This is a genomic window from Parabacteroides sp. KHUB-03, assembly GCF_056640975.1.
Window position 1 is genome coordinate 1,201,744 of sequence record NZ_CM153257.1, and the last position, 12,862, is coordinate 1,214,605.

Genomic DNA, 12,862 nt, shown 5'->3' on the forward strand with positions numbered 1-12,862 from the left:
CATCGGTAAGCGATATTGATTGTAAATTGAATAATATAAGCTCGCCGTGAATGGCGGGCTTTTTTTGTCACCTTTTCTGTTTTATAGAAAACATTATTATGTATACGAATAAACAAATATGGAATGTCAGTTATCCTATCTTCCTGAGCCTTTTGGCGCAGAATGTAATAAATGTGACTGATACGGCTTTCCTGGGCAGGGTGGGAGAAGTGGAGTTGGGCGCTTCTGCTATGGGAGGGCTCTACTATATATGTATCTTTACGATTGCTTTTGGTTTTAGCACAGGTTCGCAAATTGTGATTGCCCGCAGAAACGGAGAACAGCAATATAAAGATGTTGGCCCCGTAATGATTCAGGGGGTGTTTTTCCTTTCTTTCCTGGCGGCCGTTTTATTTGCTTTTTCCCGTTTCTTTGCAGGAGGTGTAATGCGCTTGCTCATTTCGTCGGATACGATTCTGCATGCTACCGAAGAGTTTTTGGACTGGCGTGTATTCGGGTTCTTCTTTTCATTTGTCAACGTTATGTTTCGTGCTCTGTTTATCGGTATTACGAGAACGAAAGTCCTTACTTTAAATGCTGTTCTCATGGCAATGACGAATGTATTGCTTGATTATCTGCTTATATTCGGTCATGCAGGATTTCCGCAGCTGGGAATCAAAGGGGCGGCTATAGCTTCAGTCATGGCAGAAGCAGTGTCTATTGTTTTCTTTGTGGTATATACCCGTTTTACGGTAGATATAAAAAAATACGGACTGGACCATCTCCGTTCATTTGATTTCGGTTTACTGAAGCGCGTGTTGAGTATATCTGTTTTTACAATGCTGCAGTACTTTGTTTCCATGAGTACATGGTTCTTTTTCTTTGTGGCTGTTGAGCGGTTGGGGCAACGGGAGCTGGCAATTGCAAATATAGTCAGGAGTGTATACATCGTTTTGCTGATACCGGTTAGTTCATTGTCTACTACCACGAACTCATTTGTAAGCAACACTATTGGAGCCGGACATGTAGACCAGGTAATACCGATTATTAAAAAGATAGCCCGTTTGTCGTTTTATATTATGGCTGTATGTGTCGTAATTGTCTGTTTGATGCCTAAGACAATATTGTCTATTTATACAAATGAACAGGCTTTGATTGCAGAATCTGTACCTTCACTGTATGTAATTGCAGGGGCGATGCTGGTAGGTGCTGTGGCAAATATAGTTTTCAATGGCATATCCGGAACCGGCAATACACGTCCGGCTCTTATTATGGAGACGGCAACATTGGTTTTGTACTGTGTTTATGTTTATGTAGCCGGTATCTGTCTGCGTATGCCTGTAAGTGTATGTTTCACTACCGAAGCCATCTATTATACAGGCCTGCTTATAGCAAGTGCGATTTATTTGAAAAAAGCATCTTGGCAGAATAAAAAGATTTAGATAATTGCTTCCTTTTTCGTACTTTTGCGCACGTTAATAGAAAGAAGAAAATAAAAATACATACAAATTATGTTTGAAAATTTAAGCGAAAGGTTAGACAGATCGTTTAAACTGTTGAAAGGTGAAGGCAAAATTACCGAGATAAATGTGGCAGAAACATTGAAAGATGTCCGTAAAGCCCTCTTGGATGCCGACGTTAATTATAAGGTTGCGAAGCAATTTACCGATACCGTAAAAGAGAAAGCTCTCGGTCAGAATGTGCTTACTTCTATTAAGCCAAGCCAGTTGATGGTGAAGATCGTACATGACGAATTGGCCAGCCTGATGGGTGGTACGGCTGCGGAAATTGACCTTAAAGGTTCTCCTTCTATTATCTTGATGTCTGGTTTGCAAGGTTCGGGTAAGACTACATTTACCGGTAAGCTGGCAAACATGTTGAAGACAAAAAAAGGCAAATCACCATTATTGGTTGCCTGCGATGTATATCGCCCTGCGGCTATCGAGCAGCTGAAGGTATTAGGTGAGCAAATAGGTGTACCTGTATATGCAGAGCTGGAAAGCAAAAGTCCGGTAGAGATTGCACTGAATGCTATTAAAGAAGCTAAAAACAAAGGCAATGACTTGGTGATTGTCGATACAGCCGGACGTTTGGCTATAGACGAACAAATGATGCAGGAAATTACTGCAATCAAAAATGCCATTCAACCAAATGAAACTTTGTTTGTGGTAGATGCCATGACTGGGCAAGATGCGGTTAACACGGCAAAAGAATTTAACGAACGTCTTGATTTTAATGGTGTTGTTCTTACCAAACTGGATGGTGATACCCGTGGTGGTGCTGCTCTTTCTATCCGTTCCGTAGTAGACAAACCTATCAAGTTTGTAGGAACCGGCGAAAAGATGGATGCCTTGGATGTATTCCACCCCGACCGTATGGCCGACCGTATATTAGGCATGGGAGACATTGTTTCGTTGGTAGAACGTGCGCAAGAACAATACAACGAAGAAGAGGCTAAACGTTTGCAGAAACGAATTGCCAAGAATCAATTCGACTTTAATGACTTCCTTACCCAGATACAACAGATCAAGAAAATGGGTAATCTGAAAGAACTCGCATCAATGATTCCGGGAGTAGGTAAGGCATTGAAGAATATAGATATAGACGATAATGCATTCAAGAGTATAGAAGCAATTATTTTTTCAATGACTCCGGAAGAACGTGTTAATCCGGGAGTGTTGAATGGTTCTCGTCGGCAGCGTATAGCTACCGGAAGTGGTACGTCTATCCAGGAAGTAAATAAACTGGTTAAACAGTTTGAAGAAACACGAAAGATGATGAAAATGCTTACAGCCGCTAAACCCGGTGCACGGAAATTACCTTCATTCAGACGATAAACTACAGGAGATATGAATATGGAAGAAAAACAGTATCAGTTACTTGATGGTAAAGCTGTTTCTGCACAAATGAAGCAGGAGATGGCTGAAGAAGTGGTACAGATTAAGGCGGCGGGAGGTAAAATACCTCATTTGGCTGCTATCTTGGTAGGTCATGACGGTGGAAGCGAAACATACGTTGCCAGTAAAGTAAAGACTTGCGAAGAAATAGGTTTCAAATCTACCCTGATTCGTTATGAAAGTGATGTGACCGAGGAAGAATTGCTTCGTAAAGTAGACGAACTGAATAATGATCCGGATGTAGACGGATTTATAGTTCAACTACCTTTACCTAAACACATTTCCGAACAGAAAGTGATTGAAGCAATAGATTATCGTAAAGATGTGGACGGTTTTCATCCTATTAATGTAGGGCGTATGTCTATAGGGCTGCCTTGTTTTGTTTCTGCTACCCCTGCCGGTATCCTGGAATTATTGAAACGATATAATATTCCTACACAAGGAAAACACTGCGTAGTGTTAGGACGTAGTAATATCGTGGGCAAGCCGATGGCAACCCTTATGATGCAGAAAGCCTATCCGGGGGACTGTACTGTCACTGTATGCCATAGCCGTTCTACTAACCTGAAAGAAATGTGTCTTTCTGCCGATATTATTATTGCAGCATTAGGTGTTCCCGAATTTTTGAAAGCCGATATGGTAAAGCCTGGAGCTGTTATTGTAGACGTGGGTACAACCCGTGTTCCTAATGCAACAACTAAAAGCGGGTTCAAGCTTACCGGCGATGTTAAGTTCGATGAAGTAGCACCTAAGTGTTCCTATATCACTCCGGTACCGGGTGGAGTAGGTCCTATGACTATTATTTCGTTAATGCGCAATACTCTGCTTGCTGGGAAAAAGGCAATCTATAAATGAAATTTTTAGATTGATTTTTGACTGAAATATTTGTGGAATTAAAAATAATATCTATCTTTGCACCGTCTTAAAGAAAGAGAGACTTATAAATAGACATGGTGAATGTAGCTCAGTTGGTTAGAGCATTGGATTGTGGTTCCAAGGGTCGTGGGTTCGAACCCCATCTTTCACCCCAGCAAAGTAAAAAGAGAGACTGTTTAACATTAAAAGTTAGACAGTCTTTTTTTGTTGTCTATCTGTCACGGTTTCATTGCCTACCTTATTCAATTTAGTTGCCTACCAAAATACTGTTATATATGGGGCTCAACAGAAGGTGACAAAGTGGAATATGAAAACAACTTACCTTTTATTCTTTCGTGTACAGTCCTTCGCGGGATAATTGTTTGTCCAGATTAGCTACTCCCAAGACAACAATTGCTGTTACTGTAGCTGTGTGTTCTTGGTATTCCGGAATGTTTTTGGTAAAAAGGTCACGTTCCGTGTGCCATATTTCGCCATAGCTGAAGTTGTAGCCTTTAATGTCTTCGGTAATGAATCCCAGTGTTGGCACTCCTTGTACGGCAAATACAGAAGCATCTGTACCTCCTGCTTTAGTAGGACGTTTACGAGGTTCGCGTACTTTTACTTCAAACGGATAATCGGGACGTATTTTTTTAATTGGTTCGCATATCTTGACAAACTCATCATATACGTTTTGTGGTACAGAGATACCTACCGGTGGTTCCGGTCCTCCGTCACGGTTAAACATGTTGGCTATCTTGGGTAATTTGGAAGCATTTGTCTTAGCCCATGCTTGCGCTCCGAGTAATCCGAACTCTTCTCCTGCAAAACCGATGAACAGGATTGTACGTTTGGGTTTAGCACCCGATTGTGCAATCATGCGGGCTACTTCCATCATCGGACCTATACCTGTTCCACAATCGATGCCTCCGGTTGCTACATCGTAAGAATCGAGATGCCCGCTTACGATTACATATTCATCCGGATACTTGCTACCTTTGATAGAACCTACCACATTATAGTATTTTACGGGGCCTAGTTTGAAATGGTTGCGAATGTCAAATTCCAACAAGAATTCACGACGTTCCTTTGCCATTTGCTTGATGATTGCATATTGATGTTCATCTAATTTGATGTCTGCTACTTCGGGCAAATTATCAAAATTGGTAGCAGTATCCTGAAGCATGTTGCGGTCATATAATGCACGCAAAGGGACTGTTGCCGATTGAATGAATCCTAATGCTCCGGCTTCACACATTTCTTTGTAAAACAAACCCGGATATTCTTCGTAAGGTAGCATTTCATGCTTTGTACCTTTTGTCCAGTTTTCTTCCATCAGTTCATCATTCTTTTTAGCAATCTCTTCATTTTTCTTTTTGGTTTCCACACGGATGGAATCTCCATGTGCAGAACGGTCGACAGGCCATCCTTCGTTTGTGCCGGATATGAGTACCCATGCACCTTTCAAACGGCCTTTCATGCGATTAAATTCTTCTTGCGTGCGAGGTTCTAATAAAACATGACCACGTTGTAGTCCTTTTGTGCCTGATGTATAAGAAGGAGTGACAAAATGAAGATCCATGGCATTGTCTCCCAATAAACGTCCGAACCAGGGGCCACGGTTGAAGCCTACCGGAAGGGTTCCGGCTTCTTGCAGCTCTACGTCTACTCCCCAGCTTTTAAATTCACGAACGATCCATTCGGCGGCATTTTCGTATGCATCGGAACCAATAGGGCGTCCGCCGAAACGATTTGTCAGTATATCCAGATGGTGCATGACCTGATTGTCTGTTTGTCCGGTTTCGATAATCTTTTTTATTGCCGGTTCTTGTGCAAATACAGTAGTGAAAGACAGGCAGACCATTGCCATAAAAATGAGTATATTCCTTTTCATACAAGTATTATTTAAGTCCTTACAAAGAACGGGATTATTTCAAATTATATCAAGTGATAAGAGTGAAAATGATTTTTTAATCGGAAAATGCTGATATATAAAATAAATACCTTTACATCGAAACGTTATTTAACCATAGCGCTGCCCTTGTAGGGTTGGAAAAGAGCGCCGGAATATGGGATGTGGAATTATAATTCTTATTTTTGTGTCTGAACTAATTAAAGTTACATATGATATTCTATTTCACAGGTACAGGCAATTCCCGTTGGGTAGCAAAGAATTTAGGTGGAGTATTTGATGAACCTTTATTATCTATAGCTGAAGAATTAAAGCAGAATAAAAGCGAGCTTCGTTATTCGCTTAAAGAAGGAGAAAAGGTTATCTTTGTTTATCCTGTCCATTCGTGGGGACCGGCGGTAATGGTTCTCGAATTTATTTCTTTATTGAAGCTGGAAGGATATAAGCAACATCCCGTTTATTCGGTTTGTACCTGTGGAGACGATTGCGGGCATACATCGGATATTGTAAACAAAAAACTCCGGAGCCGCGGTTTGAAACTTACGGCTGCCTTTTCTGTACAAATGCCCAATAACTATATACTCTTGCCTGGTTTTGACGTCGATCCGGAGAAGGTGGAACAGGAGAAACTGGTAAACGCCCCGGTTCGCCTTTCTGCAATAGTGGATGCTATCAATCATCAACACGAAGGCAGTTTATACCATGCCGGAAGTGCCGCTTTTTGCAAAAGCTATCTTATTTATCCCCTTTTTACTAAATTTGCATTGGGAAGTAATGCCTTTTACGCAACAGATGCATGTGTCTCTTGTGGGTTATGCGAACGTATTTGTCCGACAAATACGATCTCCATGCAAAAAGGATGCAAGCCGCAATGGTCGGATAGTTGTGTGCAATGCCTTGCCTGTATTCACCGTTGCCCTGTGAAGGCTATAGAATATGGCAAAGCTACGCTGAAAAAAGGACGTTATCATCATCCCGAAATATAAATAATAAATAATCATGAATATGAAACAATTCGTAATGCTGGTTTTATCCGGTTTGCTTATGGTTAGCTGCCAGGAAGTGCCCAAAGGATATGTCATTAATGGTATAGTAGAGAATATGCCTGAAGGTAAAGTCTACCTGAAGTCGTTTCGCAATAAAATGTTCTTCGATGTAGATACGGCAGATGTAAAAGACGGCAAATTCACTTTCAAAGGAGAAGTAGACCAGCCTTTATTGTTTGGTTTGGCTACTGACCAAATGGATTACCCGGTACAGTTCTTTATTGAAAATGTCAATATGAATGTAGCGGTCGACCCCGAAGGAGAAACAATCACTGTTGAAAATTCTCCTATCAACGATCTTTTCCGGGAGAATGCCACCAAAGTGTTCGAAAAGGGATATAATATAGACAGCTTGGTTAACAAGTATCCCAGTTCGCCGGTGGCGGCTTTTTATTTATACCGTTACTTCACTTATCAATTGCCATTGCAACAGTTGACTGAAACGAGAAATCAGTTGTCGCAAAACTTGGCCGATTGTCCTTATGTAAAAGATTTGGATGCTATTATCGAACAATTGAACCATGTACAGATCGGACAGAAGGCTCCGGAGTTTTCGTTGCCCGATACGGCAGGTGTGATTGTTTCTTTATCCGATTTCAAAGGTAAGTATGTCTTGTTGGATTTCTGGGCATCCTGGTGTCCTCCTTGCCGTAAAGAAAATCCGAATGTCGTAAAAGCATATCAGAAATATAAGGATAAGAACTTTACGGTGCTAGGAATCTCTTTGGATAAAGACAAAGGCAAATGGCTGAAAGCAATAGAAGATGACCAGCTTACGTGGACACATCTTTCTGATCTGAAATACTGGGATTCCGAAATACCTGCCCTTTATGGAATACGTGGTATTCCTGCCAACCTGTTGCTCGATCCGGATGGGGTAATTATAGCTAAGAATATTAAAGAGGAAGAGCTGCATAAAAAATTGGAAGAAGTTATTAAGTAGACCTTTTCCAATCAAAAACAAATCTATTCTTCAACTTGTTATTTTAACATAATAAAGAGTTGAGGAATAGAACAATGAAAATAGCAATCAGTGGAAGCAGCGGTTTTATAGGAAAGCACTTGGGTGCATTTTTTTCGAGACAAGGCGATACGGTCGTCCCGTTAAAACATGCTTATTTCAAGATGTCTTCGGACGATGTTCTGAAAGATGCTCTTTCCGGTTGCGATGTTGTTATAAACCTGGCCGGGGCTACTATTAACCAGCGGTGGACAAAGGTTGCCAAACGCAAAATTATGAATAGCCGGGTACAGACTACACGCCGACTTGTTTCTATCGTTAATGACATGCCTTTAAAGCCAAGCCTGTTTATCTCCATCTCAGCTGTAGGTATTTATCCTTCTGATGGTATATATAATGAAAGCAGTAGCCAGGAAGGAAGTGGCTTTTTAGCGGATGTTTGTAAGAAATGGGAAGAGGAAGCCCAGAAGCTTTCTACTGACATTCGTTTGGTTATTGCGCGCCTGGGTGTTGTTCTGGCATCCGATGGCGGTGCACTTCCATTTATGTTGCTTCCGTTCCGTTTTTTTGCAGGAGGAAAAATTGCTTCCGGCAAACAAGGCTTTTCCTGGATTCATATTGAAGATTTGATGTCTGCCATGCAATTTGTTATTACACACAAAGAACTGAGTGGAATAATCAACTTTGTATCTCCTCAGCCGGTGACGAACCGTGTGTTTACAGAAGCTGCTGCGGCTGCTTTGCACAGACCTGCCTGGTTTGTGGTTCCTAAGTTTGTGTTCCGTCTTTTATATGGAGAAGGAGAAGTATTGGCAACGGAAGGCCAGAAGGCTTTTCCTGCCAGGTTACAATCGGCGGGTTATGCTTTTTTATATCCTGATATACGGATCGCGCTGCAAAGCTTGGTGGTTTAATGCAACGTCCGGTTGTTGTTAATGATTGCTTTCTTTGATCGTTGTGGGCAAACCATTATCACATGTCTTTATTAAATTGTTTCTCCATCTCCGTTATAAATAATGCGAATCTAGAGTCTTGTGTTTTGGAATAAAAGAGAAGGGTAACCGGAAATCAGTTTCCGGTTACCCTTCTTTCGTTTTTTAGTCAGGATGATTTGCTAGTAACTATGTCCGGTTTTGCTCTGTATGCTCGCTATGCTGTTAACAGGGATTAATGTGAATCCCCAGTTATATTCACGATTGGCAGGCAAAGTATGCTGTGGCAGCGGGCGATCGCCCCAACTGTCGTAGCCGGCAAGGCCTTGTTGTTTCATGTCTACACATACTTCCACAAAGTTGCGTGGTGTAATATGGTTAACGTGATGTTGGCGGCGAAGTACGTTTTTAGCTGCTTCTTCGTCGTGGTTAGCTATTGCTTCCGGCGTAAAATTATTCCATTGACGGGGCAGGTTTGTTTGCTCTTCGTCGTCAAAGTCCTCAATAGAATTGCGTAAGGCATTAAACTCTATCAGCCCGTTGCTGTCGGCCTCAATCAGTAATCCATTGCCTTTGCCTTCCGTGAGAGCCAGCCAGCGTGTATCGGTGTGATGTCCGTTTTCCTGAGGACGTACGTATGGATAGTACTCATCCGTAGCCGTACTGCTGTATAGGCCGACAGGATAACCAGCTTTGCGATCCCAATAGTTTTCTTTAGGACCACGGCCGAAAAATGTTAGTTGTTCCATATTCGCCGGTAAACGGAAGCGTATACCGATACGGGGTACATTCAACTTGGATGACTCCCTGCGTGCTGCATCTTGTCCGGGTGTAAAGGTTGCCATCTTTGTAGCTTCGGAAACTTCGGTTTTTGTAGCATCCATATCTGTGGAAGTGAACCGTGCAGTTACGTTGATTACTCCGCTGGGATATATTTTATAAGAAACAATATAGAGGTTTCCTGCAGGTAAAAGGTAATTCACGCTAACGATAGCATTGCCGTCGATAATATCGGCTGTGGCATCGGTAACATTGAAGTTTTTACTACTCTGTTTCCAGATTTGTTCGCGCTTAGGTTGACCATTGCCGTAATCATTGTCGGTAGGGGCACGCCAGAAATTGGGCTGTATACCAAAACCTTTGTCGAAATATTCCGTTCCGTTTACTTTGTAGGAAGTAACGATTCCACTTTTCTTATCGAATATAAAGTTTACTTTGGATGAAGATACTTTCAGTAGCTCTCCATTTGTAGACGTACTTAGTTTAGGACCTGTAGTCTTATATACTTTCTTTTCTGCAAAGATAGGCAATTGGAATTGGTCGGATGCAATTTCGAATCCGGCAGGAATCAACTTGTCCGGTTTTGTAGTGGTAACTTTAAAGTTTACAAAGTATTCTACTCCCGGTTGTGCTTTCAACCCGTTTACAGGAACCGTATAATCGCGGGTTGTCTGAGGAGGGAATATTTCGGGGTAGAATTTACCGGATTTAATTATTTTTCCGTTCTCAGTCAATGTATAACTTATCTGATAGTCTTTCAGGTCTGTGAAATAAAAACGGTTGGTTGCACGGAATTTGCCGTTTGAAGCGTCCAGCATTTCAAAGCCTATGTTCTGGTGCGCATACTTTACCTCCTGCATGGCAGGATGCGGGTTGCGGTCAGGATTTACCAATCCGTTGCATAAGAAGTTTCCGTCGCTTGGGGCATTTACGCCAAAGTCTCCTCCGTAAGCCCAGAACTCGCGTCCGTTCTTATCTTTTTGCAGAATACCTTGATCCACCCAGTCCCAGATAAATCCGCCTTGCAGGTTGGGGTATTTGTAGATGGCTTCCCACTGGGCATTCAGGTTGCCGGTAGAGTTACCCATAGCATGCGCGTATTCGGAAGGTACAACCGGGCGGTCGCTTCCCTTTTTCCCGATTTCTTCCAGCCATTCGGCACTCGGATATTGCGGAACGTACATATCGGTATTCCATTCCCACAAAGCACGTTCGTAGTTTACAGGACGATTCATGCCGTTCTTTTCTTTGTTTTTTATATAGAGATAGGTCTGGTAAAAGTTGTAACCGTTGCCGGCTTCATTACCAAGCGACCAGAAGGTGACGGATGGGTAATTTTTGTTGCGTTCATACATGTTTTGTGTACGATCCATGTGAGGAACCAGCCATTCCGGATTATTTCCCAGAGAACCTCCTTTACTCAAGCTGTAATACATACCGTGTGACTCGATATTGGCTTCGTCGTAAACATATAAGCCATATTCGTCGCATAGTTCGTAAAAGCGGCGGTCTTGCGGATAATGGCAAAGTCTGACGGCATTCAGGTTGTTTTGTTTCATCAGTTCAAAATCTTTGCGCATTAGCTCTTCAGTCATATAGTGTCCGGTCTCCGGGTTATGTTCATGGATGTTTACACCTTTGAACTTAACAGGTTGTCCATTAAATAAAAGCACGTTGTACGGTTTCCCATTGCCGGCCAGTTGTTCGGTTTGTTTCATTTCGAAACGACGGAATCCGACATGGAAGGGTACAACTTCCAATACTTTATTACCATCCTTTACGGTCATTAATAGTTTATATAGGTTTGGGTGTTCGGCGCTCCATTTGTTTACCTGTTTCAGGTTGGCCTCAAAAGAGACAGTCTGCATATTTGGATTGCTAACCCAGATTGTTTTGGTTGCTGATGCGATTACTTTTTGGTCAGCATCCAGAAGTTCGTAATCTATATTCAGATTTTTTGCTTCCTTTGTGTTGTTTTTCAGATCGATGGCAAGCTTGAAGATTCCGTTTGTATAACTATCGTCTAACGTAGATATAACGCGGAAATCATGAATGCCGGCTTTTGGCTGGGACCATAAAAATACATCTCTTTCTATACCGCTCATGCGCCAAAAGTCCTGACATTCCAGATAAGAACCGGTGCTCCACCGGTAAATTTTCAGGGTAAGAACATTCTTCCCCGGTTGCAAATAGGGATTGATGAGAAACTCCGCAGGATTCTTTGAGTCTTCACTGTAGCCCACTTCCTTTCCGTTTATATAAACATATACGCCGGATTTTGCTCCTGCCAGTTGCAAATAAATGTCACGTTTTTCCCATCCTGCCGGAATATTTATATCCCGGCGGTAAATACCTACCGGATTCTCTTCCGGCAATAATGGCGGTTGAGGATTACGGGGTTTGAATTCGTATCCGTGGTTGGTATAGATTGCAACGCCGTGTCCCTGTAGTTCCCAATTACCTGGAACTTGTATATTTTCCCAGGTTGCTGTGTTTATGGAAGGATCTGTTATGTCTGCGGGTAAATCTTTGTAAGAGTCTGCAAAATAGAATTTCCATGTACCGTTTAACAAAGAGTAATATGGACTTTTTTCGTATTGTCCGGTTAAAGCAGTTGTCCGGTCGGGATAAGTCATAAAAGATGTACGTGGCAGTTCTTTGTTTATAGCAACTACTTGAATATCTTGCCAATAAGGTTTGATTTGTTGGGCTTTTGCCGTATTGGTCAGCAAAACTACTGACAATAAACAGCCGAATAGACTGGAGAGTAATTTCTTCTTGTGCTTGCGTTTCATGTTGTTATATTTAGATTAGCAGACTGAAAATTGAGAAGGTGTGTCAAAAGTCGGAATTGCGTCCGGTAATATCGTTTTGACACAACCTCCCGATTGTTAATTATCTTGCGGCATAGTAAGAATACCCGTTAGCAACTTGCTGGAAAGCAAGTACGCCGGCTTGGTTTAGTTCTACATTCATTTCTTTTCCGTCCGGCAGATACATAACCACTTCGTCATTGTTTTCAAACTTAAGTAACTTGGTTGTTTCTCCGTTTGCTTCAACACTCCATGTTTTGTCTGCTTTGTCGAAAACAAGGTCTACGGCTTTTTCTTCTCCTTCTTTCTGGATATGATAACCGTCATTCTTTGTTTCAACGGTATATACTCCGTCTTTGGTGTCAACCGTTTTTACGGAACCGACGTCTGCAACAGGATTATCACCGCTCCAGAACTCAATAGAGTTAATTACCAATACATCCGCCAATGCAGAGATTTCATATACCGGAACAATCCAGAATGCAATAAATACAAGTTCGTTAACGAACTTGCTGTCTATGTTTCTGTTCCATGTTAAAAGTTTGTTGGTCAAACCGAAGGAACCGATACAGGATGAGAATAATACACTACTTGCTAATGTAGTTGCTAATAATAGTGTTAAACTTCTTTTTTTCATGAATTTTTAATTATTAGTTATTAATTCACTGCGAAGATATAAACTTTTCT

Annotated in this window: 9 protein-coding genes and 1 tRNA gene; 7 read left to right on the forward strand and 3 right to left on the reverse strand. The window is 41.7% G+C overall.

Annotation, left to right across the window (positions count from 1 at the left end):
- The first annotated feature begins 98 nt into the window (after positions 1 to 98).
- The 4 genes from ACYIB7_RS05215 to ACYIB7_RS05230 all read left to right on the forward strand — a co-directional run bounded on the left by ACYIB7_RS05215 (position 99) and on the right by ACYIB7_RS05230 (position 3,906).
- On the forward strand, positions 99 to 1,421 hold the full coding sequence (locus ACYIB7_RS05215; protein ID WP_103982944.1) for an MATE family efflux transporter: 1,323 nt from the start codon (positions 99 to 101) through the stop codon (positions 1,419 to 1,421).
- A gap of 69 nt (positions 1,422 to 1,490) precedes the next feature.
- Positions 1,491 to 2,816 (forward strand): signal recognition particle protein, encoded by a 1,326-nt coding sequence (ffh, locus tag ACYIB7_RS05220; protein WP_103982943.1) that lies wholly within the window; start codon positions 1,491 to 1,493, stop codon positions 2,814 to 2,816.
- An 18-nt stretch (positions 2,817 to 2,834) separates the two neighbouring features.
- The gene (gene folD / locus ACYIB7_RS05225) at positions 2,835 to 3,731 is read left to right on the forward strand and encodes a bifunctional methylenetetrahydrofolate dehydrogenase/methenyltetrahydrofolate cyclohydrolase FolD (RefSeq protein WP_480338454.1); all 897 of its coding nucleotides are present in this window, start codon (positions 2,835 to 2,837) and stop codon (positions 3,729 to 3,731) included.
- Positions 3,732 to 3,829: 98 nt separating this feature from the next.
- Positions 3,830 to 3,906 (forward strand) — tRNA-His (locus tag ACYIB7_RS05230).
- Positions 3,907 to 4,077: 171 nt separating this feature from the next.
- On the opposite strand, the gene ACYIB7_RS05235 is transcribed toward ACYIB7_RS05230, so the two are convergent.
- The gene (locus ACYIB7_RS05235) at positions 4,078 to 5,625 is read right to left on the reverse strand and encodes a M28 family metallopeptidase (RefSeq protein WP_480338283.1); all 1,548 of its coding nucleotides are present in this window, start codon (positions 5,623 to 5,625) and stop codon (positions 4,078 to 4,080) included.
- Positions 5,626 to 5,855: 230 nt separating this feature from the next.
- Here ACYIB7_RS05235 and ACYIB7_RS05240 point away from each other — a divergent pair, with 230 nt between their 5' ends.
- From ACYIB7_RS05240 to ACYIB7_RS05250, 3 genes are all read left to right on the forward strand, one after another.
- A complete protein-coding gene (locus tag ACYIB7_RS05240; RefSeq protein ID WP_480338284.1) occupies positions 5,856 to 6,629 on the forward strand; it encodes an EFR1 family ferrodoxin in 774 nt (257 codons plus the stop codon).
- A gap of 19 nt (positions 6,630 to 6,648) precedes the next feature.
- Positions 6,649 to 7,632, forward strand: coding sequence for a TlpA disulfide reductase family protein (locus tag ACYIB7_RS05245; protein WP_103983054.1), 984 nt, complete (start codon positions 6,649 to 6,651; stop codon positions 7,630 to 7,632).
- A gap of 74 nt (positions 7,633 to 7,706) precedes the next feature.
- The gene (locus ACYIB7_RS05250; RefSeq protein WP_103982940.1) at positions 7,707 to 8,564 is read left to right on the forward strand and encodes a TIGR01777 family oxidoreductase; all 858 of its coding nucleotides are present in this window, start codon (positions 7,707 to 7,709) and stop codon (positions 8,562 to 8,564) included.
- A gap of 200 nt (positions 8,565 to 8,764) precedes the next feature.
- Here the strand turns inward: ACYIB7_RS05250 and ACYIB7_RS05255 are convergent, their stop codons facing one another.
- Both ACYIB7_RS05255 and ACYIB7_RS05260 read right to left on the reverse strand, forming a co-directional pair.
- Positions 8,765 to 12,157 (reverse strand): glycoside hydrolase family 2 TIM barrel-domain containing protein, encoded by a 3,393-nt coding sequence (locus ACYIB7_RS05255; RefSeq protein ID WP_480338285.1) that lies wholly within the window; start codon positions 12,155 to 12,157, stop codon positions 8,765 to 8,767.
- 100 nt (positions 12,158 to 12,257) lie between these two features.
- On the reverse strand, positions 12,258 to 12,812 hold the full coding sequence (locus ACYIB7_RS05260) for a DUF3332 domain-containing protein (protein ID WP_099463220.1): 555 nt from the start codon (positions 12,810 to 12,812) through the stop codon (positions 12,258 to 12,260).
- Between the last annotated feature and the right edge of the window lie 50 nt (positions 12,813 to 12,862).

Excerpts from the sequence above, each read along its gene's own strand:
- ACYIB7_RS05250 (WP_103982940.1), top strand. The coding sequence starts at position 7,707 with ATGAAAATAGCAATCAGTGGAAGCAGCGGTTTTATAGGAAAGCACTTG.
- ACYIB7_RS05245 (WP_103983054.1), top strand. The coding sequence starts at position 6,649 with ATGAAACAATTCGTAATGCTGGTTTTATCCGGTTTGCTTATGGTTAGC.
- ACYIB7_RS05235 (WP_480338283.1), bottom strand. The coding sequence starts at position 5,625 with ATGAAAAGGAATATACTCATTTTTATGGCAATGGTCTGCCTGTCTTTC.
- ACYIB7_RS05260 (WP_099463220.1), bottom strand. The coding sequence starts at position 12,812 with ATGAAAAAAAGAAGTTTAACACTATTATTAGCAACTACATTAGCAAGT.
- ACYIB7_RS05215 (WP_103982944.1), top strand. The coding sequence starts at position 99 with ATGTATACGAATAAACAAATATGGAATGTCAGTTATCCTATCTTCCTG.
- ffh (WP_103982943.1), top strand. The coding sequence starts at position 1,491 with ATGTTTGAAAATTTAAGCGAAAGGTTAGACAGATCGTTTAAACTGTTG.
- ACYIB7_RS05240 (WP_480338284.1), top strand. The coding sequence starts at position 5,856 with ATGATATTCTATTTCACAGGTACAGGCAATTCCCGTTGGGTAGCAAAG.
- ACYIB7_RS05255 (WP_480338285.1), bottom strand. The coding sequence starts at position 12,157 with ATGAAACGCAAGCACAAGAAGAAATTACTCTCCAGTCTATTCGGCTGT.
- folD (WP_480338454.1), top strand. The coding sequence starts at position 2,835 with ATGGAAGAAAAACAGTATCAGTTACTTGATGGTAAAGCTGTTTCTGCA.